13 protein-coding genes are annotated in these 25,377 nt (G+C 72.6%); 4 read left to right on the forward strand and 9 right to left on the reverse strand.

The window, feature by feature from the left end; translation table 11 throughout:
• Positions 1-24: 24 nt before the first annotated feature.
• Positions 25-2,514, reverse strand: coding sequence for a SpoIIE family protein phosphatase (locus tag ACFYYF_RS01475; protein ID WP_388770140.1), 2,490 nt, complete (start codon positions 2,512-2,514; stop codon positions 25-27).
• Positions 2,515-2,762: 248 nt separating this feature from the next.
• On the opposite strand from ACFYYF_RS01475, the gene ACFYYF_RS01480 reads away from it, so the two are divergent.
• Positions 2,763-4,832: a SpoIIE family protein phosphatase gene (locus tag ACFYYF_RS01480; protein ID WP_388770142.1), complete on the forward strand. Its 2,070-nt coding sequence runs from the start codon at positions 2,763-2,765 to the stop codon at positions 4,830-4,832.
• Between the two features lie 6 nt (positions 4,833-4,838).
• On the opposite strand, the gene ACFYYF_RS01485 is transcribed toward ACFYYF_RS01480, so the two are convergent.
• The 6 genes from ACFYYF_RS01485 to ACFYYF_RS01510 form a co-directional block, all read right to left on the reverse strand.
• Positions 4,839-5,786, reverse strand: coding sequence for a YihY/virulence factor BrkB family protein (locus tag ACFYYF_RS01485; RefSeq protein WP_388770145.1), 948 nt, complete (start codon positions 5,784-5,786; stop codon positions 4,839-4,841).
• Positions 5,787-6,069: 283 nt separating this feature from the next.
• Entirely contained in the window at positions 6,070-8,163 is a 2,094-nt protein-coding gene (locus tag ACFYYF_RS01490; protein ID WP_388770147.1) for a SpoIIE family protein phosphatase, read from the reverse strand.
• A 175-nt stretch (positions 8,164-8,338) separates the two neighbouring features.
• Positions 8,339-10,093: a hypothetical protein gene (locus ACFYYF_RS01495; protein WP_388770150.1), complete on the reverse strand. Its 1,755-nt coding sequence runs from the start codon at positions 10,091-10,093 to the stop codon at positions 8,339-8,341.
• 138 nt (positions 10,094-10,231) lie between these two features.
• A complete protein-coding gene (locus ACFYYF_RS01500; protein WP_388770152.1) occupies positions 10,232-10,600 on the reverse strand; it encodes a hypothetical protein in 369 nt (122 codons plus the stop codon).
• A gap of 631 nt (positions 10,601-11,231) precedes the next feature.
• The gene (locus ACFYYF_RS01505; RefSeq protein WP_388770153.1) at positions 11,232-14,036 is read right to left on the reverse strand and encodes a S8 family serine peptidase; all 2,805 of its coding nucleotides are present in this window, start codon (positions 14,034-14,036) and stop codon (positions 11,232-11,234) included.
• A gap of 324 nt (positions 14,037-14,360) precedes the next feature.
• Entirely contained in the window at positions 14,361-15,527 is a 1,167-nt protein-coding gene (locus ACFYYF_RS01510) for a serine/threonine-protein kinase (RefSeq protein WP_388770156.1), read from the reverse strand.
• A 420-nt stretch (positions 15,528-15,947) separates the two neighbouring features.
• Between ACFYYF_RS01510 and ACFYYF_RS01515 the strand changes: the two genes are divergently transcribed.
• From ACFYYF_RS01515 to ACFYYF_RS01525, 3 genes are all read left to right on the forward strand, one after another.
• Positions 15,948-17,102 carry a S1 family peptidase gene (locus tag ACFYYF_RS01515; RefSeq protein ID WP_388770159.1) on the forward strand — a complete coding sequence of 385 codons (1,155 nt, stop codon included), beginning with the start codon at positions 15,948-15,950 and terminating at the stop codon, positions 17,100-17,102.
• 203 nt (positions 17,103-17,305) lie between these two features.
• A complete protein-coding gene (locus ACFYYF_RS01520; RefSeq protein WP_388770161.1) occupies positions 17,306-18,136 on the forward strand; it encodes an aldo/keto reductase in 831 nt (276 codons plus the stop codon).
• A 204-nt stretch (positions 18,137-18,340) separates the two neighbouring features.
• Positions 18,341-19,213, forward strand: a complete 873-nt coding sequence (locus ACFYYF_RS01525; protein WP_388770164.1) for a nuclease — start codon at positions 18,341-18,343, stop codon at positions 19,211-19,213.
• Between the two features lie 102 nt (positions 19,214-19,315).
• Here the strand turns inward: ACFYYF_RS01525 and ACFYYF_RS01530 are convergent, their stop codons facing one another.
• Both ACFYYF_RS01530 and ACFYYF_RS01535 read right to left on the reverse strand, forming a co-directional pair.
• A complete protein-coding gene (locus ACFYYF_RS01530) occupies positions 19,316-22,129 on the reverse strand; it encodes a hypothetical protein (RefSeq protein ID WP_388770167.1) in 2,814 nt (937 codons plus the stop codon).
• Between the two features lie 253 nt (positions 22,130-22,382).
• A complete protein-coding gene (locus ACFYYF_RS01535) occupies positions 22,383-25,337 on the reverse strand; it encodes a hypothetical protein (protein ID WP_388770168.1) in 2,955 nt (984 codons plus the stop codon).
• Positions 25,338-25,377 lie beyond the last annotated feature (40 nt).

Genomic DNA, 25,377 nt, shown 5'->3' on the forward strand with positions numbered 1-25,377 from the left:
TGGGTCCCGGGTGGCCCGGCGGCCTCAGGGGATCTCCTGCTCGGCCCAGATGATCTTTCCCTCCGGCGTGTGCCGGGCTCCCCAGCGGTGGGAGAGCTGGGCCACCAGGAACAGGCCCCGGCCGCCCTCGTCCATGCTCCGGGCGTGCCGGAGCCGGGGGGCGGTGCTGCTCGCGTCGGACACCTCGCAGGTCAGCCGGGTGTCGCGGAGCAGACGCAGCCTGATCGGCGGTACGGCGTAGCGGATCGCGTTGGTGACGAGCTCGCTCACGATCAGCTCGGTGGTCATGGTCAGTTCCCCGATCCCCCATCCCTCGACGGCGCGGGTGGCGCGGGCCCGCATCTCGGAGACGGCGGCCGGGTCCACGGGCACCTCCCAGGAGACGACGTGGTCGTCCCCGAGCGTGTGGGTGCGGGCCAGGAGCAGGGCGATGTCGTCGGGCTGCGGTACGGGCACGAGCTGCCGTACCGCGGCCGAGCACAGCGCTTCGAGGTCGGGGTCGGGCCGGGCGAGCAGTTCCCCGAGCTGCGCCATGCCCAGCTCCATGTCGTAGTGGGCTCCCGCCACGAGACCGTCGGTGAAGAGGCCGATCAGGCTGTTCTCCTCCAGCTCGGTCTCCTGGCTCTCGAAGGCCATCCCGCCGAGGCCGAGCGGGGGTCCGGCGGGCAGGTCGGGATAGGAGACGCGCCCGTCGGGGGCGACGAACACGGGCGGCGGATGCCCGGCCCGGGCCATCGTGCAGCACCTGGTGACGGGGTCGTAGACGACGTAGAGGCAGGTCGCCCCGAGGAAGGACGCGGTGGTGTTCCGGTCGGCCTCCGCTTCCGTGGTGCTCCGGTCGGTGCGCTTCTCCTGGGTGCGCTCCTCGCTGAGACGGAGCACGAGGTCGTCGAGGTGTGCCAGCAGTTCGTCGGGGGGCAGTTCCATGTCGGCGAGGGTCTGCACGGCGGTCCGCAGCCGGCCCATGGTGGCCGCCGCGGTGATGCCGTGGCCGACGACGTCGCCGACGACCAGGCCGACCCGGGCTCCGGACAGCGGGATGACGTCGAACCAGTCGCCGCCGACCCCGCCGCTCGGGTCCGCCGGCAGGTAGGTCGAGGCCACCTCCAGGGCAGTCCCGCCCGACAGGACGTGCGGCAGCAGACTGCGCTGAAGGGTGATCGCGGCCGTGTGTTCGCGGGTGTAGCGGCGGGCGTTGTCGACGCACAGCGCCGCGCGCGCCACCACCTCGCGGGCCAGCAGGACGTCGTCGGGCTGGAACGAGACGGGGTTGAGAGAGCGCAGGAACGTGGTGAGTCCGAGAGCGGTGTTGCGCGCCCGCATCGGCACGGAGATGAGGGAGTGCAGCCCGTACCGCCGGATGCTGGCCGCCCGTTCGGGCTCCTCGGCGATCCACAGGTCGTCGTCAGGGTCGAGGACCTGCATGAGGACGGGATCGCCGCTGGTGAGCAGGTTCACGTCGTGGGGCGGCGGCAGGAAGTCCGCCCGGTCGCCGATCCGGGCCACGGCCTCCGGGCACCCCTCCCGTACCGAGCTCATGCCCGCGCGCCGCATCATCGGCTTGGCGGGCGCGGGCCCGGCGTCCGAGAGCCAGGCTCCGTGCCCCTCGGTGCTGAGGACGGATTCGAGGAGGTCGACGATGACGAAGTCCGCGAACCGGGGCACGGCGAAGTCGGCGATCTCCTGGGCCGTGCGCATGACGTCGAGGGTGCCGCCGATGGTCGTCCCGGCTTCGTTCACCAGCGACAGGATCTGCCGGGCGTTCCATCGGTCGGTGACGTCGAGGACCATGTAGCACACGCCGGTGTAGGAGTTGTCGACGCCGAGCAGCGGGAAGAACGAGGTGGAGTAGGCGTGCCGGCGGTGCGGGTCGGCCCAGCTCCACCCCAGGTACTCGTAGTCGATCATCGGCTCGCCGGTCGCGAGGACCTTGCGCATCAGTCCCTCGATGGTGTCCGCCTGCAGCCCCGGCAGCAGTTCGCTCAGCCGGCGCCCGAGCCGCTGATCGCGGGGCACACCGCCCAGGTGTTCCAGGGTGTCGTTCATCCAGACATAGCGCAGTTGCAGATCGAGTACGGCCATGCCGACCGGCGAGTGGGTCAGGAATCCGTCGAGGAAGGCCGGGCCGACCGTCCACGGCCGTCTGCGGTCCCGTGCCGAGAGGAGGAAGCACTCGCTCCCGCCCATGCGGAACGACGCGGAGACCCGCAGGTCCACGTCGACGCGCCGGCCGTCGCGGTGCAGCAGCGGGATGTGACCGCTCCAGCCCATTCCGCCGCGGCAGCGCTCCGCGACCGCCGCCACCCTCGTGGGGTCCCGCAGCGCGAGCAGGTGGGCGGCCGGGGAGCCGACCAGCTCGGCGGCCCGGTGGCCGAGAAGCGCCTCGGCGCCCCTGGTCCAGCCCACCACCGTCCCGTCGCCGGACACCACCGCCGCCGCGTCGCTGGACGCGTCAAGGGGACCGCCCGGTCCTTCGGACACGGGCGCGTCGGAACCTTCCTGAGCAGAAACCATGAAGCTCTCATCCTCTACACGACCATGTTCCTGCTTGTCCGCCGGATGTGCAGACCCGGCGGGCGATCACCGTCCGGGAGCGGCACCGCGCGGCCCCCGACCCTGATCCTGAACATGCCAATGCGGCGCCTGGAGTGGGCAAGGGCGGGGGCAGGGCGCAGCATGGAAGGGCCGGAGTCGGGTACGCAGGTGCCCGGCGGCGGTCACGGAGCCGGCGCACCGCGCCGGCCGGTGGAGGAGGGCCAGGGATGACAGCCGAGTCCACGCAGTCCGACAGTGCAGGCAGTCTCGAACCCGAAGCGTCCCGGCCGACCGGCCTGCTGGACGTCCTGAACGTGGGGGCGCTCGTCCTCGACGCCGAGGGGCGCATCGTGTTCTGGACCCCGCAGGCCCAGGAGCTCATCGGGTACACGGCGGAAGAGGCCCTCGGCAAGTACGCGGCGCGCCTGATCATCCACCCCGAGCACATGCAGGCCGTCACCGAGCTGTTCGCCGACGTCCTGGAGACGGGACGCAGTTGGGCGGGCGCGTTCCCCATCCGGCACAAGGACGGCAGCACCCGTCTCATGGAGTTCCGCAACATGCGGCTCCTGGACGATCTAGGGGACGTCTACGCCCTGGGCATCGCGGCCGACCACACCCTGCTCCAGCGCGTCGAGACCGACCTGGCCCTGTGCGAGCAGCTCATCAGCCAGTCACCCATCGGACTGGCCCTGATGGACCCCGACCTGCGCTACCTGATGGTCAACCCGGCACTGGAACGGATCGACGGCATCCCCGCCGAGGACCACGTCGGCCGTCATCTGCGGGAGACCCTGCCGTTCCCCGACGTGGACACCGTCGAATCGGCGCTGCGCCAGGTCCTGACCACCGGTACACCACTGCTCGACCAGTACCACGTGGGCCGCCCGCCGGCCGATCCCGACCACGAACACGCCTGGTCGCTGTCCTTCTACCGGCTGGAGGACCCGGGCGGACGGGTCCTGGGCGCCGCCGCCTCGGTCGTCGACGTCACCGAGCGCCATCGCGCGGCCGCCGAGGCCGACCGCGCGCGACGCCGGCTCGCGCTCGTCGCCAGCGCCTCCACCCGCGTCGGCACCACCCTGGAGGTGGAGCAGACCGCGCGCGAACTGGCCGACATCGCCGCCCCCGAACTGGCCGACGTGGTCGCCGTGGACGTTCTCGACTCCGTGCTCGCCTGCCGCCGCAAGCGCAGGCCGGACAACGGGCCGGAATTCTTCCGCGCCCTCGCCCTCAAGGCGTCCCACCCCACCGTGGCCCTGCGTGCCGCCGACCCTCCCGGTGACCTCGCGACGTACGAGGGCGACCGGCTGGTGACCCTGTGCGTGCACACCGGCAGGCCCGTCCTCGTGCGGCACGTCGGCGAGCACGATCTGCCCCGTATCGCCCGCGACGCCGAGGGCACGGCGCTGCTGGCGCAGGCCGGCGTCCACTCGTATCTCGCGGTACCGCTGATCGCGCACGGTGAGGTGCTCGGCGCCCTGGACCTCAAGCGCACCCGCAATCCGCTCCCCTTCGACGACGACGACGTGGTGCTCGCCGGTGAACTGGCCACCCGTGCCGCCGTGGCCATCGACAACGCCCGCTGGTTCCAGAGCGTGCGCAACACCGCCGTCACGCTCCAGCGCAGCCTGCTGCCCGAGCATCCGCCGAACCTGTCCGGTCTGGAGGTCGCGTCCCGCTATCAGCCGGCCCAGTCCACGAGCGAGGTCGGTGGTGACTGGTACGACGTGATACCGCTGGCCGGCGACCGGACGGCGCTGGTCGTGGGCGACGTCATGGGCAACGGCATCGACGCGGCCGCCACCATGGGCCGGCTGCGCACCGCGACCTGCGCCTACGCCGACCTGGACCTCGACCCCGGCGAGGTACTCCAGCACCTCGACAAGATCACGTGCGATCTGGAGCACTACATCGTCACCTGCATCTACGCGGTGTACGACCCCCACAGCAGGCAGTGCCGCATCGCCAACGCCGGACACATGCCGCCCGCGCTGGTCCACTCGGGCAGCGCCCCCTCGCTGCTGGACCTTCCCCCGGGCGCTCCCCTGGGCGTCGGCGGCGTCCCCTTCGAGAGCACGACGGTCGAACTCGACGCGGGTGATCTGCTCGTCCTCTACACGGACGGGCTCGTCGAGACCCGGCTGCATCCCATCGACGACCGCCTGAACGTCCTTCTCACCTTCCTCGACGAACCGGGCAGACCGCTGGAGGAGATCTGCGATCTTCTCCTGTACGGTCTGCGCAACTCCGACGACCACGACGACGTCGCCCTGCTCATCGCCCGCGCGCACTAGCCCGCGCTACTCCTTCGAGTCCTTCGGGTCCTTCGGGTCCTTCGGGTCCTTCGGGTCCTTCGGGTCCTTGGCCTCCTTCGAGTCCTTCGCCTCCTTCGAGCGCCGGCGGGAGGAGACCTGTTCCCGGGTGGTGCGCCAGCGCAGACGGGCCTGTTCGACCACGCTGTCCCACTCGCGGCGGACCGCGTCGTCGGACGGCCGGCCGCCCTTGCGGATCCGGTCCAGCTCATCGCGCATCTCGCGTCCGAGGGCCGCCGACGCGACGACGACGAACATCGCGGCGAAGAGCGCCGAGATCATCGCGAAGACGGCGCCCACCGATCCGTAGCGTCCGGCGTAGGAGTTGAACAGGCGCGGCAGATACACGGACGCGCCCACCGAGTAGAGCGCGGTCAGCGCTCCCGCCGTGACCCCGAAGGGCAGCAGTTCGCGCCAGGGGATCCGCTTCGCGGACAGCGCCCAGCCGGTCCAGACGAGGAAGGCGACGCTCACCGGGATCTCGACGGCCGCCGGCACCAGGCCCAGCTTGGTCCCGCCGAGAACCGCGTGGAGCCAGCCGGTGACGACCGCGTAGCCGCCGAGCCCGAGGATCCACCACAGGCCGTTCCTCGTGTTGCGGACGCTCAGCGGAGGCAGTTCCCAGGTCTGTTCGAAGAGCCGCTGGGAGGCGCGCGCGAAGCTCAGCGTGGAGATGATCAGGAACAGGCTCCCGAAGACGCCCACGCTCGCGCTGGCGCTCTCCGCGGGTTCCAGCAGCGACCTGACCGCCTCGGCGCCCTGTCCGGTGAGGCCGTAACGCTGGACGATCCGGTCGGCCGCGTCGTAGTCCGAGAAACTGCTCAACAGGGCACCGATGAGGATCATGAGCGGGATCAGCGCGGTGAGCGCGCTGGACGCCAGCGCCATCGAGCGGTCGAAGCCCACGATCTTCTGGAACCGGTTGACGACGCGCAACGCGAACGCGGGACGCAGCCAGAACGTCAGCGTCCGGACGAGGCGCTCGCGATTGATCCCCGCCGTCGTGTCCTCCGTGTCCTCGGGCCCGCTGTGGCGCTGCGAGCGTAACGGACGTCCGTCCGGGCCGCCCCGGCCGACACGGCACGCCGACGCGTCCGGTACCGGCGGCCCGCGCGGGGCAACCCGGTCGGCCGTCGGCCGGGGACGGGCCGGGGCCGGGGTCGGGCCGGGGTCGGGTCGGGTCGGGCGGATCTCCCCAGCGGTCGTTCCCGCCCCGCGCTCACTCGTCGTCGGACAGGGCGACCTCCGCCCAGATCGTCTTTCCGCGGGCTTCGGGCCGGGTCCCCCAGCTTCGGCTGACCTGCCAGGTGAGGTACAGGCCGCGGCCGCCCTCGTCGACCTCCTCGGCGTGCCGGAGGTGGGGCACGGTGCTGCTGTCGTCGGTCACCTCGCAGACGACCGCGGAACCGTCGAGGATCAGGCGCACGCCGATGGGGCCGTCCGAGTAGCGGACCGCGTTGGTGACGAGTTCGCTGACGACCAGGGTGACGGTGAAGGCGTGCTGCTCCAGTCCCCAGTCCGCGAGCGCGTGCTCGGCGCGGGAGCGGGCGTCGGCGACGGACGCCGGATGGTTGGGCAGTGTCCACGACGCGACCCTGTCCGGCCCGAGGGCGCGGGTACGGGCCAGCAGCAGGACGGCGTCGCTCTCCATCTGCTCCGGTGCCAGCTTGTAGAGCACCTCGTCGCACATCTCCTGCAACGGCCGGTCGGCCGGCTGCAACGCCCCGCCGATACGGTCCAGTTGGTCCTGCGGGTCGTCCGAGACGGCACGCAGCATCGCGGTGTTGCACAGCAGCAGGACGGTGTCCTCCGCGACGTCGAACTCGGCGGTGCCGTACTTGGCCAGGCCGCGGCCCAGCGGCGGTCCGGCGGGCACCATGGCGTACTCGACGGTCCCGTCGGGCCGGGCGAGCACGGGGGGCGGATGCCCGGCGCTGGCGATCGCGCAGCGGCGGGTGACGGGGCTGTAGACGAGGTAGAGACAGGTGGTGTCGTCCGGCTCGTCGTCCACCGTGGCGTCCGCGCGCCCCGGCCGCTCCCCGTGAAGCCGGGTCACCAGGGCGTGCAGCCGTTCCAGGACCTCTTCGGGGGCCAGGTCGAGGACGGCCAGCGCGCTGATCGCGGCCCGCACCTCACCCATGGTGGCGGCGGCCTCCAGGCCCCGGCCCGCCGTGTCACCCGTCACCAGGGCCACCCGCGATCCGGACAGCGGGATCACGTCGAACCAGTCGCCCCCGGCGCCGAACGGGCAGTAGCTGTAGGCGGTCTCCACCGCGCCGTGGCCGCGCACCCGGGCCGGCCGCAGACTGAGCTGGAGGACGCGGGCGGCCGAACGCTCCCTCGCGTACAGGCGGGCGTTGTCCAGGCACAGGGCCACCCGGTCGGCGAGCTCGGCGGCCAGCGCGAGGTCTCCGCCGTCGAAGGCCTGCGGAGTGCGGTCCCGGTAGCAGTGGGCCAGCCCGATCACGGAGCCGCGGGCGGTGAGCGGCAGCACGAGCAGCGAATGCGCCCCCGCGTCGGCCAGCCGGCGGCCTCGCACCGGTTCCCGCTCCAGCCAGCCAGCGTCGGTGGTCAGCTCCTGGACGATGCGCGGCCGGAGGTCGGACAGACACTGCGCGAAGGGGGTCGCCGAGGACAGGCCGACCGCCTCGCCGATGGAGGGGAGGTACCTCTCGGCGTCCAGTGCGGTGGAACGACGGCTCGTGCAGCGCAGTGCCCCGTACTCCAGAAGACTGCCCGGAGCGCCGGCCTCGCCCCGCAGGACGGAGTCCAGCACCTCGACGACGACGGTGTCGGCCAGTTCGGGGACCATCTCGTCGGCGAACTCCTGCGCCGTGCGGAAGATGTCGAGGGTGGTGCCGATGCGCCCGCCCGCCCGTTCGAGCAGGGCCAGTCGTGCCGCCGCCCGCTTGCGTTCGGTGATGTCCACGATGGCCGTCGCCAGCCCCAGGACACCGCCGGTGGCGTCCTCCAGCCGGAAGCACGAGACCGACAGAACGATCTCGGACTGTTCGGGACTCAGGTGACCGCGCACCTCGACGTCCAGGGCGGGCACACCGGTGTCCAGCACCTCGAGCAGCGTCGCCTCGTAGTTCCCGGCGTAGAAGTCGCCGCCCCACTCCCTCGGGTGGCGCCCCAGGGCCTCCTCCAGGGCGAACGCCTTGACGAAGCGGGCAGCCGTGTTGAAGCGCACCAGGCGGAGTTGCGGGTCGAGGACATGGAGACCGACGGTCGACTCGGAGAAGAGCGCCCCGAGAACCGCCTGGTCGAGCTCCGCGTCCTGTCCGCCGTGTCCGCCCAGCGATGCACCCATCACACTTCCGTAGACCGTTGACCACCTAAACATTCTGGTTTGTCAGAGTTCCACCCTATGCGCTCGCCGGCGACACGCGACCGGAGAGCGCCGTCCGTGCTCCGGCGCTCACCCGCCGGATACGGGGCGCGTTCCGCCCGCTCCGCCGGAGATCCGCCGGCTCGGCCTTCGAAGCTCAGTTCCCGTCCGGCGGCCGGTCCCCCGCCCCGGTTCCGGACGGGCGGTACACGAACGTGGGGAACTCCTGCCCGGTCGCTCGCCTCCAGGCGGGGAGGACCGTGTCCCCGTGCTCCGCGCGGGCGTCGGCGAAGGCGGTGACACAGCGGGCGTGGACGTGTGTCCCGTCGGTGCGGCGGGTGAGCGCCAGCAGGGAGCGCAGTGCCGCGACCGCCTCGTCCGCCCGTCCGCCGGCCAGGTGGGCGCGGGCCTCCGCGTCGAGCGCGAGGGCGAGAGCGGTGCGTGCGGCGGCCAGGGACTCCGTGTACGCGCCCGTCCCGGAACTCTCCGACGCGTCGGTGAGGATGGACTCCGCCTCGGTGCAGCAGGCGACGGCCGCCCCGTGGTCCCCGGCCTCGCGAAGAGCGCGGCCGAGCACTCTGAGACGGCGGGCCGTCAGGGCGTGATGGGCCGGCAGGTCCGGCTCGGTCAGTCGGCGCGTCAGGGCGACCGCCTCCCGGGCGTCCCCGACCGCGCCATCGAGGTCCCCCTCGTCCTGCCGCAGCAGGCTCAAGTCCACGAGCACACGGGCGAGTTGCGGCTCCTGGGCCGCGGGGTCGCGGTCGGCCGCGCGGCGGTACGCGGCCACGGCACGCTCCCCCTCCCGCACCGCGTCACGGCGTTCACCAGCAGCCCTGTGGCAGTCGGCCAGCCGCTCCAGGCACACGGCGAGGAGCGGGTCGTAGATATCCGGCCGTTCGGCGGCGAGACCGGCGCTCAGGTCCACCGCCTCCCGTCGGGCGGTCAACTCTCCGTCCGGGGAATCCAGTTCACGGAGCCGGTCGGCCAGGCAGTCGAGCGCGAGGACGAGCAGGCGTTCACCCGTCGTCCGGTCCCGGCCCGCCAGGGTCCGGGCTTCGGCCACGGCCTCCTCGGCGGTGGTCCGTGCCGCGGACGGGTCCTCGGTGGCCGCCAGGCAACGGGCCAGGTCCGCGAAGAGACGCACCCGCAACGGGCGTACGATCTCGGGCGCGACCCTCACCATGATCGCGTCGGCAGTGTCCCGGGCCTCCCGGCCGACGGACAGCGCCTGTTCATGGCGGCCCAACTCCACCAGACCGGCCGTGAGTTCGCACATCACCCGGACCCGCACCAAGACCGCGTGGCTCAACTCGCGCACCGACATGTCCCGCACCAGCCCGGCGCACTCCTCGTAGGCGGCCACGGACTCCTCCGTGCGGTTCAGGGCCCCCAGCACCAGTGCGTACGTGCGTAACGCACCCGGCAGGCCGCCCAGCGTCCGGTCCCTCCGGGTGGGGATCAGACGACGGTAGGCCTCCACGCACTCCTCCGCCGAACCCAGCGCGTCGTCCAGCCGTGCCAGGCCGAACTGCGCCTGTGCCCTGAGATGCAGGAAGAGGGCCCGCTGTGCCGGCGACCACCGCGCACCCGGCACGGCCACCGCCGCGTCCATCACCGTGCACGCCTGTTCGCAGCGGCCGACGAGCAGCAGCGTGTAGGCCTGCCAGACGAGACCGCGGGCCAGCAGGTCCCGGTCCCTCGGGCGGGCGTCCTCCCGCTCGGCCAGCGCCCGGTACACGGCCGTCGCCTCCTCGGCCCAGGCCAGCCGGCGCCACGGCGGGGGCGGCCGCAGGAGCACCCAGTCCGGGGCCAGGCAACGCGTCAGCGCGGCGCCGAGCAGCCGCCGCCCCGGGTCCGGACCGAGCCGGGCCGCCGCTCGCGGCAACGGCAGCAGTACACGTACCAGCCCCATCGGCGCCCCCTTCCGGGATCCTCGTCCAAAGGACGGCCGGGCGCCCCTATTGGTTGCCCGGACGGGACGGCTCCGTCGTCGTCCTCGACGGCGACGAAGCCGCCCCGTACGCCGCCCGTGCGGGTGTCCGCACGCGGACTACTTCAGGCCGTAGGCGCGGATCACCTCCTGCGTGATGCGGTTGCCCGCGTCGTCCCAGCCCTCGGCGTTCAGCGAGACGAAACCGTCGTGCGGCGCCTTGTAGAGGGCGGTCCAGGTGCCGGACCTGCCGATCACCTTGACCGGCGTCCAGGACGCGCCGTCGTCGTACGACACCGACAGCGCGGCACCCTTGATCTTCCCGGCACCCGCCGCGCCCTCCAGGTGATGCGGGGTCAGGCGCAGCGCCTGCAGCCCGCCGCGGGCGTCGCCCGCGAGGTCGGTGACGACGTCGTAGTCCATCTGCAGGACCGCCACCCGGTCGATCACGTTCGGGTCGGTGACCGGGTCGGACGTGACCTGCCACACCGTGTGGGTGCGGGGGGGACAGCCGGTAGGTGTCCGCGTCGCGTTCGGCCGTCATGTCGAGGGTGTAGACCGACGGGACGGTCGGGGGATGGACGAAGTTGGCGGCCGAGGTGTTGGAGGTCTTGATCAGGGTGCCGTCCTGGTAGACCTTCAGGCCGACCTTCGCCGGACCGTTGGACTGGATGACGCCGCCGTGGCCGTCACCGCTGTCGGACCAGGGCTGGATGTTGAACGCGAGCGAGGTCTTCTGCCGCTGCGACCACCAGTAGGTGCCGCCGTTGGCGGGGCGCGTGACCGGCCTGAACCAGTCGCGGACCTGCCACGAGCCGGGCTTGTACGCGGTGCGCGGCCCCTGGCTCGACAGCAGCAGCCCCGGCCCGGCGCCCTGGGACTCGACCCAGGCCGTCCCCTCCTGTGCCGAGACGTGGTCGGTGCGGGTGCCGGGGATGTCCAGGCGCTGCAGGAACCCGGAGCCGTACTTGCGGTAGGGACGGTAGCCCGACCGCCACTCGCCGCTCGGGGTGGCGGTGGCGGCGTGGAACCGCATCTCGACGGTGGCCAGTTCGGACGGACGGGGTCGGTAGGTCAGCCCGGTGGACGGGATCTGCCCGGGGTGCGGGTCGGACAGGTCTTACATGTAGGGGGAGTTGGGCACGCCCTCGACGTCCAGCCGCAGCCGGCCGCGCTGGGCGTCGGCGACGAGCGACGCCCCGTTCCGGGCGGTCACGGAGAACACGGGCACGGCACTGTAGGCGGTGGAGGTGCCGACGGACTCGATCAGCTTGCCCGGCCTGTCGTTGACGACGAGCAGCAGCGCCGCCCCGGCGTCGGCCGCCGCCTGCGCGCGCCGGGCGCCGGTGAGCGCGTCCGAGCGGGTCACCAGCGCGACCTTGCCGTTGACGTTCAGGGCGGCGTACTCGGCGGGGGTGCCGGTGCCCGCGTACACCGCCTTCAGGCGTTCGTGTCCGTCGTACAGCGCGGTGCGGCCCTGGCCGATGACCTGGACAGGCCTGCCGTCGTCGGTGACGGTCAGCGCCGGGAGGGCCTTGCGCCAGCGGGTCTCGTACTCGAAGGTGCCCTGGGTGGCCTTGCGGGTGGGCAGCACGAACATGCTGTCGTACCTGGCGTCCAGCAGATACTGCACCTCCACGGCGCCCACGCCCCACGCGTTGCCCGCCTGGCCGTCCGCGCGGTACCAGTTCATGGACAGCGACCGGTCCTCGGTCCGGCGCGGGACCTCCGCGGTGACCTCACGGGTGCGGCTCGCGTCGAGCGCGACCTCCCGGTCCTGGTCGAGGACGACCTCCGGGTCGCCCATGAGCGCCATGCCCACGGAGTCGGGGCCGTGACTGCCGGCCACCTCCTGGTACGTCAGGAGGCTGTACGTGCCCTCGCGCAGGCGCAGGTTCACCTCGCCGCTGTCGTCGATGGTCACGCCGTACGGGTCCTCGGCGCTGCCGAGACGCTGGATCTCGACCCAGCCCGCCATCGGCCTGCCGGAACGGTCCTTGAGGGTGACGTACAGGTTGTGCCGGGCGTCCTCCCGGTACAGGCCGAACCGGGTACGGACCGACGCCGCGCCGGACTCGTCCTTCGCGGTGACCTGACCGAGGTAGCGGCGGCCGTCGGCCCCCAGGCCCGGCTCGGCGGTCGCGGTGACGGTGGCGGTGCCGTGCGCGGGCACGGTCACGGTGTCGGCGGAGAGCGTGAACATCACCTCCGGGGCGGGCTTGCCCTTGTCGGCGGCGGGGTCCGTGTCCATCGGGCCGCCCGCCACGGTGGCGTTCGCGGCCAGGTGCAACTCCACCGGCTCTGCACCCGAGTTGCGGTAGGTCACCGTACGGCCGACCGTCCCGGAGCCGGCGTGCGGCCAGGCGTCGATGCCGAAGTACACCGAACCGGTCGCGGTCACCGACGCGGCGGTCGCCGCGGCGAGGTCGGCACGCCCGCCGCCCACCTGGTAGGTGGTGTACGCCGGGAGCTCCTTGGACGCGCTCATCAGCGCGTCCTTGATTTCCTGCGCCTTCCAGCCCGGGTGCTCCTGCGCCAGGATCGCGGCGGCGCCGGCGACATGCGGCGTCGCCATCGAGGTACCGCTCATCGTCTGGTACCAGCCGGTCGCCGCGCTGCCGCCGGCCTTGGCCGCCAGTACGGCCACGCCGGGGGCGGAGATGTCCGGCTTGAGGCCGTAGTCGCCGACGCGCGGGCCCTGGGAGGAGAACGACGCCCGCTTGTCGGCGGAGTCCACGGCCGCGACGGTCAGCGCCTTGTCGGCCGCGCCGGGGCTGCCGACCGTGCCCTCGGCCCCGGAGTTGCCGGCGGCGATGACGAACAGCGCGCCGCTCTCGTCCGTGAGGCGGTTCACCGCCTGGCTGATCACGTCGGTGCCGTCGGAGGGCGTCGAGGTGCCGAGGCTCATGCTGACGACCCTGGCACCCTGGTCCGCCGCCCAGTCCATGCCGGCCATGATCCAGGACTCGTCGCCGTAGCCGCTGTCGGCGAGCACCTTGCCGATCAGCAGGTCGGCTCCGGGGGCCACACCCTTCTCGGCTCCGTCGGAGGCGGCTCCGCTGCCGCCGACGGTGGAGGCGGTGTGGGTGCCGTGACCATGACCGTCCTGAACGGCCTCGCCCGGCACGAAGCTCCGCGTCCCGCCGATCCGCCCGGCGAGAACGGGGTGGCCGAGGTCGGCGCCGGTGTCCAGCACGGCGACCTTGACTCCCTTGCCGTCGAGGCCCTTGCCCCAGGCGGTGGCGGCGCCGATCTGCGCGGTGCTGTCCCTGAGGGTGGCCTTGACCCTGCCGTCCAGCCAGATCTTCGACAGGCCGTCGTCGAGCTCGGGCGCGGCGGAGGAGGTGGCCGGGGCTACGGACTTCCAGAGCTTCCGGGCCTGCTTCTTGGCGGCCCGGACGGCGGTGCCGCGGATCGCGGGCAGCGAGCGCACCCGTTTGGTGCCGGTGGGTGCGGTCCGGTCGGCGGGCGCGGTCCTGGCGCCGTAGCCCAGGATCAGCGGGATGCCCGTGCTGTGGGCGTCGTCGTAGCCCTGCTCGATGAGGGAGGTGACGTCGAAGAGCCGCTTGTCGAGGCGGTTCGCGGCGAGGTAGGGCAGCACCTCGTCCGGGTAGACGTAGAGGTCGCCGTCGACGGTCTCGGTGCGCACGCCGCCGGTGGCGCCGGGCGCGCGGGTGATGTCCGCGGTCCGCCTGCCGTCGCCGGCGTCGGTGACGCGTACGACGTCGCCGGTCAGGAGGGTCACGGTGTGCTGCCCCGTGCCCGTGCCCGTGTCCGTGACGGGGCGGGCCGCATCGGTCGCTGTCGGGGCGTCAGCCATGGCGAGGCCGGGCGGCGAGGCCAGGGAGGTCAGGAACGCGACGGTACCGACCGCTGCCGCGAGGGCTCTTCGGCCGCTCCGACTGGGGGGTATGCGGGAGATCATGGAGTGTTTTCTATCGACCCCGGACCTGCGGAGGGAACAGCGGACGCTGGCACGAAAGCGCCACGTCTCACATGTACCAGATCGACGAACTCCCCATAAACATCGGGGAGTTGCGCCAACCGCGCCGTTCGAGACAAGACCGCCGGACAGCACACCGAAGCCCCGCGTGACGGGATGTCACGCATATCCGGAACGCGCGGTCCCGCCCACCGTGACCGACGACACCGCGAGCGGCCGCACACACACGGACAGGCCCGCGGCGACACCCGTGGCGAGACCGTCCCGGCGTGCGGACGACGGCCGCCTTCGGCCCCGTACAGCCGGTCACGAACCGGTGGGAGAGCCCTCCGGAGCCGGGACGGCGGGAGCGGACGAGCCGACCCCGGCGGTCGAGCCGGGCTCCGGCGTCTCCGCGGAGCTGCTGTCGGGCGAGAACACGGCCACACCCACGAGCACGGCCAGCAGGAAGACCACGGCTCCGGCGGCCGCGCCCACGATTCTCCGCCGGTCGGCGAGGAGTTCGCCGACCCCCGAGCGCTGGCGCCGGCGCGACCGGTGACCGCCGCCCGAGGTGTCCCGCATCACCGACGGCAGCGCGTACGTCGTCGCGGGGCCCGCGGGCCTGACCGCCTGCCGGTGACGTCCCGGCTCCGGCACCGCGGCCGGGAGCGGCTCGGCACGCCCCTGCCAGGAGCCCGAGGCATACCAGGCGGACGCCTCGAGCGCGGTGGGCCGGTCCTCGGGCTTCTTCGCCAGCAGACCGAGCAGGTGGTTCTCGAAGGCGGGCGGCAGGTCGACACCGAGCTCCCGCGGCGGGGTGGGGGCGGTGTCGAGGTGGTGGTGGAGGACCGCGACGGGGGTGTTCGCCTGGAACGGCGTCCGTCCGGTGAGGAGTTGGTACAGGACGCAGCCCAGCGAGTACATGTCGGAGGGCGGCCCGGCGGTCTTGCCCAGGGCCCGCTCGGGAGCGAGGTACAGGCTGGTGCCGACGATCTGCCCGGTCGCGGTCAGGCCGCCCGCCGGGTCGTCCATGAAGCGGGCGATCCCGAAGTCGCCGATCTTGACGCTCCCTTCGGCGTCCAGGAGCAGATTGCCCGGCTTGATGTCCCGGTGCACGATGCCCTGCTGATGCGCGGCTGCCAGCCCCGCGGAGGCCTCGGCGGCGATCCGCGCCACCCGGTCGGCGGGAAGCCGCCCGGCGTCGGTGAGGACACCGGCGAGGCTGTCGCCCTCGACCAGCTCCATCACGAGGAACAGCCGGTTCTCGTAGGCCCCGAAGTCCAGGACACCCACCACATGACGATGGTTGAGCAGGCCCGCGGTCTGAGCCTCCAGACGGAACCGGGCCGCGGCCGTCGGGTCGGCGTCCTGGGAGAGAAGCAGCTTCACGGCCACGGACCTGCCGATCATCTCGTCGTAGGCCCGCCACACCTCCCCCATGGCGCCCCGCCCGAGAGCTGTCTGCAGCCGATACCGCCCCGCTATCAGCACGTGTGCTTCATCCTCACGCAGTTGGGATCCCGTCGATCGCCACGGGTCGATTCCCTACCGAGCATGAGTGATCATCGGGGCGCCGCAGCAGGTTGAGCCTACTGCCAACACAACGGTGATCAGACGCGGTTCACCCTCAGCCTCAAGATCGCGTAGAACCCGTCGGGGCGACATCGGACTCTGACGGAAAGTGACTCCGAAAGCCTCTTCAGGGCCACATGGCCCACACCACGAGGAAGCAGTCACAGCGGCCGGGAACACCCGAAGCCCCCGCACTCCGGACGGGCCGAACAAGCGGTCCACGCATTGGTATGGACCTGACAATCACCTCCCAGCACCCTCGTTCACGCAACTCTGAGAGCGCTCTCTCCTGCCCTTCGCCCCACTCACCGGTCATCGGATCGACGAAAGGCAACTCCCATGAGAAGCACTACAGTTCTGCGCGTCGCCCTGACCACCGGCCTACTCGCCGGCGCCGCGACACTCGGACTCACCCAGGCCGCCGCCGGCGAAGCCCCCCTCACCGCCGCGGCGACCCCCGCTCCCGCCTCCTCGGGCGTCATCTCGGCCATGCAGCACGACCTCGGACTCACCCGGCAGCAGGCGACCACCCGGCTCGCCCAGGAAACCGCTGCACGCGGCGTCGAACGCGCCGCCCGCCGTGCGGCCGGCGCCTCCTACGGGGGCTCCTGGTTCGACGCCGGAAGCGGCGCGCTCGTCGTGGCCGTCACCGAAGCCGCGTCGCGGGACGCCGTGGAGGCGACCGGAGCGCGCGTCACCCTGGTCGAACACAGCCAGCGGCAGCTCGACAGCACCATGGCGCGCATCGACGCGCTCGACGCACCGGCCGGCGTGAGCAGTTGGCACGTCGACCCCAAGACCAGCTCCGTAGTCGTCGACGTGGTGTCCACGCACAAGGATGACAACGATGTCCGGTCCTTCGTCACCCGCGCCCGCGCCGCCGGTCCCGTGGTCGTGCGCCAGACCGCCCAGGCACCGAGGACGTACGCGGCCGGCACCGTGGGCGGAGACCCCTACTACACCGGCAACGTCCGCTGCTCCATAGGCTTCTCGGTGTACGGCGGCTTCGTCACCGCGGGGCACTGTGCCCAGCCGGGCGCGAGCGTCCGCGGGTGGGACGGCAGTTACATCGGCAACTTCCAGGGCTCCTCGTTCCCCGACAACGACTACGCCTGGGTCAACGTGGGCAGCGGCTGGTGGACCGTGCCCGTCGTCCTGGGCTGGGGCACCGTCTCCGACCAGCTCGTCCGGGGCTCGGGCGAGGCCCCGATCGGCGCGTCGATCTGCCGCTCCGGCTCGACCTCCCACTGGCACTGCGGCAACGTCCTCGCGAAGAACGAGACCGTCAACTACAGCCAGGGTGCCGTGCACCAGATGACCAAGACGAGCGTCTGCGCCGAACCCGGCGACTCCGGCGGCTCGTTCATCAGCGGTGACCAGGCACAGGGCGTCACCTCCGGCGGATGGGGCAACTGCACCGGCGGAGGCCAGACCTGGTATCAGCCCGTGAACGAGATCCTGAACCGCTACGGGCTCACCCTGCACACCACCTGAACCGACCGCTTCGGCCCGCTCGTCCGCCGGGCGGGCGGGCCGGCGCACCCATGAGCCGTCCCCGATGCGCGCAGCTGCGCAGCGGCACCCGGCCCCGATCGGGCGGGGTCGGGCGGGGTCGGCGGCGGCGCGCCCGCGTCGCCGCGACGACGGCGGCCGTGCACGATGGGCGGGTACCTCTCGCAGCTTCGGAAGGGCTCCTCGTGATCAGCATCCCGGACCGCACGGCCCACGACGGTACGAAGATCCCGGCCGTCGGCCTCGGCACCTGGCCGATGGACGACGCACAGGCCGAGCACAGCGTGAGCGGAGCGCTCGCCATGGGTTACCGGCTTCTCGACACGGCGGCCAACTACCGCAACGAGACCGGCACCGGGCGGGGCGTCGCCCGCTCCGGTGTCCCTCGCGAGGACATCGTCGTCACGACGAAACTGCCGGGCAGGCACCACGGTCACGAGCAGACGCTCGCCTCCTTCGAGGAGTCACGCGGCCGCCTCGGACTCGACTACGTAGATCTCTACCTCATCCACTGGCCGCTGCCTCGCGTGGACCAGTACGTGGACTCGTGGAGGGCGATGATCGAACTCCGCGACGCGGGGCTGGTGCGAGCGATCGGCGTCTCGAACTTCACCGCCGAACACCTCGCACGCCTGGAGGCCGAGACCGGAGTGCTTCCCTCGGTGAACCAGATCGAGCTCCATCCCCTGCTTCCCCAGGACGAGTTGCGCGCCTTCCACGACGACAAGGGCATCGTCACGGAGAGCTGGAGCCCCCTGGGCCGCGGCTCCGGCCTCCTCGACGACCCCGCGATCGGAAGAATCGCCGAGGCACACGGAGTGACGCCCGGTCAGGTCGTGCTGCGCTGGCACGTCCAGCTGGGGGCGGTGCCCATCCCCAAGTCAGCCGACGCACGGCGCCAGATGGAGAACCTCGACCTCTTCGGGTTCGAGCTCTCCCCCGCCGAGATGACGGCCGTCGGCGACCGTCCGCGGCGGCGCCTCGGCGGGGACCCCACGACTCACGAGGAGTTCTGAGGACCCGAGCCCCGCTCGTGCCGGCGAGCGGCACGGCCGGCGGCGCCGGGCGTGACCACGTGCGGCGTACGCCGTGTGCTGCCGGGCGCCGTGGCACGGTCCGCCCATCGCCTGACTTCGGGTACTCATCGCGCTCCGCCGAGGTGTCATACGACGCCGTGCGGGCCATCGTGGAGGGGCCTTGCGAGAGATGGGGGAACCGGCATGCCGATGCTGCTGATCAAGGGGTCGTACAGAATCGTCGGGGCCAGCCCGGACGGTGACTCGGTCCGATTCGTCCCGGACGATCCCGGGGAGTGGGACCTGCTGCGAGGACGGAAGGTGCGCCGCAATCTGGCGGGCGGGGCCCAGCTCCGGCTGGACGGCATCGACACCCTGGAGACCCACTACCGGCCGCCGCACGGGCCCGAACTCCATCAGCCCGCTCCGTACGCCGGCAGGGCCGCGGAGGCGCTGCTCGGCTGGCTGGGGTTCGAGGAGGTGGAGCGCGGCGCGAACGGAATCGTCAGGCACAGTGCGCCCGAGTCCGTACCCGGCTACATACTGACCCGCAGCGCGGACGTCCACGGGCGCTGTGTGGCGCTCGCGGGCCGCGGGGCCGAGGCCGCCCCCGGTGCCAGCGGGTCGCTCGTCACGGTCACCGCCGAGCACCTTCGGCAGACCGCCAACCATCATCAGCTCGCCGAAGGCCTGGCCTACCCCACCTTCTACCGCAACCTCTTCGTCGGCCTCCGGCGGGAGCTGTCCGGGGCGGCGCGACGGGCCCGCGAGAACGGGCTCGGGCTGTGGCCCTCCGACCAGACCCGGAGCGGAGCGAAGGTGGAGGGCCCGGCCACGCTGACCGAGTCCGCGGTGCTGCTGCCCAAGCTCTTCCGCCGGCTGGCGGACTACCTCCAGCTCAATGACGGCGATCCGTCCCTGGAGGGCTTCCGTGCCTACCTGGAGCAGCGCGAGGACCGGCTGTTCGTCCTGTCCACCGGCCAGTGGACAGGATTCGACACGATCGTGGACGTCACGAACGGCGACACCGTGCGGCTCAACCGCCCTCCGGAGGACCTCGTCTTCGACGAGAAGTAGGCGCCGCGCGCCGCGGCCGGGGCACGGATCCCCGCGCGCCGGCCGGAGTCCCGGACCCGGGGGTGCGGGACCGGGTCCGGCCGGGGCGCGGGCCGGTGGCGGTTACGCCGGGTCGTGCACGGTGCCGGTGAACTCCGGTCCGGCGTGGGGCCGGCCCGTCTCGTCGTAGACGGTCATGCGCAGCCGTACCGTCTCCTCCCGCTCGTGGAGGCGGTCCCGGACGGTGGGAATCGTGAACTCCGTGCTCGTCCGGCCGGCGGGTATGCCGGCGAACAGGAAGAATCCGCTCACCTGGGACAGCGGCCGTGACGGCAGCGGTTCCTTGCCGGACGTGTTCCGCAGCCACTGCGGATCAACGTCGGTGGTGGACAGTTCGGTACCGCCGGTGACCCGCACGAGGGCGATGTCGGACTGCATGTCCACGTCGGCCGGCGCGGAGAGGCCCATCCGCCAGGTGAGCTTCCCGCCCTCGGCCGCGCGGGCGGAGGCCGGGGTCACCTCGAAGGCGGGCATCGGATCGTCGTTGTGCGCTGTGACCCCGCCCCGGTAGGTGCCGACCACCGCCCCGCGGACCGCCTTCGCGAAGACGTCGTGCGACACGTCGTAGCCGAAACGTGTGTTGCCCCGGACCTCGACCGTCACGTCGGGGGCCGGGTCACCGGGCCGTACGGTGATCTCGCGCGAGGTGGTCCGGCCCGTGTCCGGATCGGCGACGAACAGCCGGACCGTGCCCTTTCCATGTCCGGTGACCGTCACCGGCACGTGGTAGGTCCGCGCGCCCGCGTCGCCCTCCTCGACGGTCAGCCGGCCGATGTCGACCCGTGCGAGGTCCGCGGCCCGGACCGTGGGGGTTCCGGCGCGCCACCCCCACGAGTCGACCAGCCACGCCTGCCCGGAGCGGGTGCGCGGGACGATCTCCAGGGCCTGCAGCCGGTGCGTGTCGACGCCCGCGCGGATCGCGGCGGCCAGCGGCAGCCGGACCTCCTGGCCCCAGTAGGAGGCCGTGCGGTCGGTTCCGGGCAGGCCGTCGAGCCGGACGCTCCCCAGGGTCGCCCGGTGGCCCGCGGTGTCGGTCAGCCGGATGTCGAACCGGTTGTCCCTGGTGTTCGGCGGAACGATCAGGCGCAACGCCAGAGCCCGGGAGCCGGCGACCGAGACCGGCCGCGCCGAACGGATCCGGACCGGGAAACCCGCGGCCGTCCAGCGCAGGGCCACGGCACGGCGGCCCGGCTCATGCGACGCCGCCCACGGGGCGAAGTGCGGCGAGACACCGTTCCGGCCGGAGCCGAGACAGGCCGCGGACACGACCTCGGTCACCTCGTCGCACAGCCTGCCGCCGTCGACGGAGACCCGCCCGTCCGGCAGGAACGCGGGGGTGCGGCGTCCGCCGACCGCGTGGGTGAGGACGCGCGCGGGCCCGGCGGAGGGCGCGCGCCGCCCCGAACCGTCGAGCAGCGGCCGTACACGGTCGTCACCGGCGACGAAGAGCCGCGCGGCGGCGGCGATGTAGGTCGCGCCGGCGGCCTGCTGCTGACGAGCCGTCAAGCGGGTCGCGGTTCCCGGCGAACACACCCGGTCGCGCTCGTCGCCGCTCCAGAAGTCGTCCTCCGCGGGTGCCTGGGCCTGGCCCGGAGTCCATTCGCTGTTGAAGAAGTTGTGGTTGGCGCCGATCATGTGGACGGCGCTGTGCAGGGCGGCACCGCGGCCGACCCCGCGGGTCGCGTCGACGTACATCTGACCCTGGAGATCGGACACGTCGCCGTCGCAGCCGGGCAGGATCGTCACGGAGGGCACGTCGGGCGCCGGGTTCTGCCCGAAGATGGTGGGGCCTATGAGGACGGTGCCGCGGATGTGCCAGCGCACCGGCCCGTGATAGCCGTCCTGGTCGGCCGGGGCGGGGCTGAGGCTGTCCATGGCGGCCCGGTTCACGCCCTCGCCGCCGCGCGAGTGGCCGACCAGCAGGACGCGCGACAGGTCAGCGCCGGCCGTGCGCCGCACGATCGGGGGTGCGGAGTCCGGGCGGGCGGCCCAGCCGGCCCAGCGGGCGAGGTGCTGCCGCACCAGGGACGAGCGGGCCTGCGCGCCGCCGTCCTCCGCCGCGTAGTCCTGGCCGTTGATGCCGTTGGCGGCGATGGAGACGGTCACATAGCCCTGTGAGGCCAGCAGCTTCTGGTCGGCCAGGTAACCCCGGTAGCTCGGGACGGGCCGGCTGCCCGTGGGGCAGGGCCATTCGCCGCCGGAGCCGTCACCGCCGTAGCAGGTGGTGTGGCGGCCGTGCAGGAACAGGGCGAGGGGCCGGTGTCCCGGGGCGTCCGTGGGAGCGACCACCACGGCGCGCATCTCGACGCGTTCGGCGAGGCCGGGCAGGCGGACCGAGGGGAGTTTGTAGTCGCCGGTGGCGGTCCGGTAGGAGCCGGGCTTCCCGGGGTCGACGGCGTTCACCGGCGGCCTCGCCGGAGGCCGGGCCGACAGTCCGGGCCGCCCCTCGGGCGCGTCCGGCCCGGCGGGCCCGCTCTGTCCGGCGCCCGCGGCGTCCAGGCGCCGTTCACCGGTCCGCGCCTGGAGGCCGGAGGGGTCCCCGAGCCGTGCCGGGCCCACCGCGAGCCTGAACGAGCGGCCGTCGGGTGTGCCGACGGGCCGGCCGAGGAACCGGGTCCCGGAGTAGAAGGCGACGCCCGCGTCGCTGATGGGCACCGGCCTGTCCGACCGCCAGACCAGTTGCCGTGCCGCACCCGCGCCGGTGAGGCTCCATCCGGCGGGAAGCCCGCCCGGGTCGTCGGCGTCCGCGGCGGAGGCGGGCCCCGCGGACCGCGCGGGGCCGGCTGTGTTCTGCTGCGCCTGGGTCGATCCTGGCGATCCCGCGAGCGCCGCGAGCAATAACGCGGCCACGACCCCTGTGCGCCGGACACGGAACAAGGTTCTTCTCCTCCTGGTCGGCATTCACCCCCGTCGCCCCGTTGGTCCCGAAGCGCTCCCCCGTCCCACGAGGACGGAGAAAGAAACCGGCGGGTTGCCTCGTACGGGCGGCGATTCGCGGCCTCAACTCCCGCACAGGAAAGCGGAGTCGGGCAGTCCGGCGAGGAGGGCGCCGGTGCGGGGACCGATGCGGGCGACGGGCTCCGGGCACGCGTCCGGGGGTCGCGCCCGGACGCGTGCCCCGTGGCCGTTCTCAGTCGTCCGGCGGGCAGAAGAAGTTCCCGGAGGGTCCCCAGCGCGTCACCGGCGCCGCCTTCACGTCCACCGCCCCGCACGTCAGGTCGTCGACGATGCGTCCGTCCGCGGTGATCTCCCGGATGTCGACCTCTTTGTTCACCGGGTACTTGCGCCCCTTGCCGAAGGTCATGATCCCCGACTCGCCGACGAAGTCGGTGACTCCGGTCGACTGGAGGTAGGTGACGACGGCACTGGGGGTGAACTGCGGGTCGGTGTCCAGCATGTCGTTCATCACCCGGAAGAAGACCCTCACCGCGTCGTAGCCCGCGGCGGCGTCGCTGTCGGCGGAGACGTCGTAGGACTCCTTGAAGCCCGTCGCGAAGGGCCCCTTGGCGTCGGGCAGGCTGAACTGGTTGTAGAACAGGCTCAGCGAGCCGAACTCCCGCGGCATCGTCTCCGGATGCTGCACCAGGGACGGGGCGGCGCTCTCGGCCAGCACGGCGACGCGGCCCTGGCGCGTCCGGCACTGCTTGTCGCTCTGCAGGTAGTAGAAGAGGTCGTACATGACGCTGGACCGGCCCGCGTAGACGACGAAGCCGTTGGTCCTGCGGATCAGCGCGCAGACGCTGGCCGCCACGGCGGGCGTCTGGCTGTCCTTGCCCGATTCGCCGTACGGCACGGGGTGAACCGGCCCGGCCGACCCGTAGGCGCGGGTGAACCGCTTCTTCAGGTCCACGCTGAAGTACGAGTCGCGCGGGTCGAAGACCAGGACGGCGGCCGGTGCGGTGTGCCCGGGCGCGGTCTTGGTCAGGGCCGCCAGCCGGGGTGAGCGCCGGGCGAAGGACGCCATGACCCGCGCGACCCGCTCGTCCGGCGCCGAGAGCTGGAAGTACGACACCGGGGAGTCGCCCTCGACCATGGCCTGGCCCGAGACTCCGGTGCCGAGGACGGTGACTCCTTGGGCGTCGAGTTCGATCGCGGCCTGGAGGGACTCCGGACGGCTCTGTGTCAGGCCGATGACGCCGGCGATGCGGTCCCGGTGGATGCGCTGGACAATCATGTGGGCCACATCAACATCACTGTCGTTGCTCGTGTTGAGTCCGCCGTGCGAGCCGAACGTGAAGTACTCCCCCGCGTTGGCGACGAGCAGCCGGATCGGCATCTGTGACTTGAGATTCAGGTGGTTCACCTGGTCCTGGGCGAGCAGCGCCCCGCGCAGCATCTGGAGGCCGGTGGGAACCGTCCGGCGTGACGTGGAGCCGACGCTGAGCGGTGCGAAGAAGACCAGGGTGCGATACGGCCCGGACCGGTCGACCTCCGCGTTCTGACGCCCCAACCGGTCTTCCAGAAGCCGCAGTTCGGGCGCGTACAGACCATGGGCGAGTTCACATCCGTCGCTGCCGTCGGTGATCCCCACGCGCTCGCCCGTGCCGACCAGAGGACACCAGGTGTCCGTGGCACGGGGCGTGGGCCCGGGCCCGGCCCGGTGATCCGTCCCGCCGAGCCCCGGCACCCGCGACAGTCCGGCGGCGACCACGGCCATGACCGCGAGCACGGCCACGCCGGCCACCCCGGGGCGCAGCCAGTCGCTCCCGCGCCGCTCGCGGGAGCGCACGGTCCGCTGCACCGCGGGCCGTTCGGCGCTCGTGCCGTTGTCGGGCACGCGGGAGAGCGGCACCGCGCGCACCGCCTCGACCGACTGCCCGGAAGCACCCGCCGCGAGCACCGAGGCCACCGCCCGGGCCGTCGCGCCGTAAGTGCCCGGCCGGGCGTTCTGGCCCGGGACGCCGGACCGTGGCAGGGCGACGGCGTACGGCGGGATGTCCGCCGTGGCGGCGCCCAGGACGAGCAGCGGGCAGGTCCCGGTCTCCTCGGACACGGCGGAGAAGGAGTTCAGGAGCTTGCGGCTCGGGGAATCGTCGCCGCCGACCGTCGGCAGCAGCAGGACGAAGGGCCATCGCCGCCGCGGCCTGCGCGCGCTCCACACCGGCGGGCGGGCCGCCCGGGCAAGATCGTGGAGGAGCGCGGTCAGCAGGACCTGGCGGACCACGGCCTCGTCGCGGGCGGACACGGCGGAGGCGGCGGACCTGGCCGAGGCGGCCGGAGCGCCGGCGTCGGCGGAGGCTTCCCGGTCGGCCCGTTCCTGCGCCCGGGATCGCAGGTGGGCGTCGCGCAGGGACAGGGCGGCGTTGAGGAAGCTGCGCCCGGGCTCGTCCAGCATCCCGCCGATCCACCGGAACCGTGCGCCGCGGTCGATCCGTACGCCGTACGACCACCGCCACAGCCAGGCGAGCGGTGTGGTCACCAGTCGCGTGATCGCCGACCACCGCCTCGCGCCGAGTTGCTCGCCGAGCGCGGCCGCCTCGGCGGCGAACCCGAACTTCCAGGCGTACTTGTCGTAGATCCGGTCGCGCAGCGCCAGCCGTTCGTCCCGCACGTCCCCGTCGGCGATGTCGGCGCGCAGCACCGACAGACAGGCGTCGAACTCGGTCAGCCGCAAGGTGCCGGAGCCGTCCGGCATGGTGACGCGCAACTGCCGGGCCACCCGGTCGAGGAGCCGTACGTGGGGGCCCTCGGGCCGGTCGGTGTCCTCGCCGGGGTGCTCGCAGGCGAGGAGGTCCTCGTCGACCAGGGCGTGGGGCGCGAGGCTGGCCAGGTGGCCCGTCTCGCCGGTGCTCAGGCGCACCAGGCGGTGGTGGTAGGCGTGTACCAGGGCCGACAGCGCGGGATCGGGCTCGCCCTGCCCGGTGTCCGCCGTCGCCGCGCCGTCGGGGGTGGTGCCCTCGGTGGTCGCTCCGGGCGCGGGCTCGCGGGTGAGGATCAGGGCGGGGAGCCGGTGTCTGGCGCTCTGCCGCCTGTGCGGGACGCCGTTGCGGCGGTCGACGACGTAGCGGTCGATCACGCGGACGATGTCGTCGAAACCGCTGGGGAGGACGAGATCGTTCTCGTTCGTCCGATGGGGCTGCGGCACGCGGGTCCTCCCGGATGCTGAGAAACAGGAGGCGAGCCTA

Origin of the sequence: Streptomyces sp. NPDC001914, from assembly GCF_042891215.1 — a bacterium.
Taxonomy (GTDB): domain Bacteria; phylum Actinomycetota; class Actinomycetes; order Streptomycetales; family Streptomycetaceae; genus Streptomyces.